Genomic DNA, 379 nt, shown 5'->3' on the forward strand with positions numbered 1-379 from the left:
GTATCATACCAACATGACCAGCCCCGCCGAAATCCTGAACCTCCCCAAGCCCGCCTGGGCGGCGGACGAGGTCGGCATGCTCTACGACATGGCGCACCGCTTCATGTCGGAGGAGATCGCGCCGCGCTACGACGAGTTCGAGAAGAACGAGATGGTCGACCGCGAGAGCTGGCTGAAGGCCGGTGCGGCTGGTCTGCTCTGCGCCTCTATGCCAGAGGAATATGGCGGCTCCGGCGGTACCTTCGCGCATGAGAGCGCCATCATCGAGGCCATCGGCCATGTCGGCGTCGATGGTTTCGGCATCGGCCTGCACAATTCGATCGTCGCCCCTTACATCCTCCATTACGGCTCCGAGGAGCAGAAGAAGAAATGGCTGCCG

The 379-nt window shown here is 62.5% G+C and carries 1 protein-coding gene; it reads left to right on the forward strand.

Annotation, left to right across the window (positions count from 1 at the left end; all coding sequences use genetic code 11):
- Positions 1–13: 13 nt before the first annotated feature.
- Positions 14–379 (forward strand): acyl-CoA dehydrogenase family protein (locus EN935_RS40555; protein ID WP_206534758.1); only part of this gene is annotated, 366 nt, incomplete at its 3' end.

The organism is Mesorhizobium sp. M7D.F.Ca.US.004.03.1.1 (assembly GCF_003998635.1).
GTDB classification, from domain to species: Bacteria; Pseudomonadota; Alphaproteobacteria; order Rhizobiales; family Rhizobiaceae; genus Mesorhizobium; species Mesorhizobium loti.